The 391-nt window shown below is 66.8% G+C and carries 1 pseudogene; it reads right to left on the reverse strand.

What is annotated here, in order from left to right:
- Positions 1–391 (reverse strand): annotated as a pseudogene (locus VSR68_RS42630) (pyruvate dehydrogenase (acetyl-transferring), homodimeric type); the annotation flags it as partial.

A 391-nucleotide genomic window follows, 5' to 3' on the forward strand; every position in this document is an offset into this window, starting at 1 on the left:
TCCGCGTGCTGCAGGCCCTCACCGGTCAGGGTCGTGCGTCCTGCGGTGGCGCCGATCACGAAACCGCGGGCCATCTGGTCCGCAGCCGCCCAGAACTCGTCACCCGTGCGCTGGAACCCGAACATCGAGTAGAAGATGTAGACCGGGATCATGGTCTCGCCGTGGGTCGCATAGGACGTGCCCGCCGCGGTGAAGGCCGCGGTGGCGCCGGCCTCGTTGATCCCGGGGTGCAGGATCACACCCTGGGCCGACTCCTTGTACGCGAGCATCAGCTCGCGGTCCACGGAGAGGTAGTTCTGCCCGTTGGGGTTGTAGATCTTGGCCGTGGGGAAGAACGAGTCCATGCCGAAGGTGCGGGCCTCGTCGGGGATGATCGGCACGATGCGGTGAC

It is taken from the genome of Paraburkholderia phymatum, from assembly GCF_038900715.1.
GTDB lineage: Bacteria > Pseudomonadota > Gammaproteobacteria > Burkholderiales > Burkholderiaceae > Paraburkholderia > Paraburkholderia phymatum_A.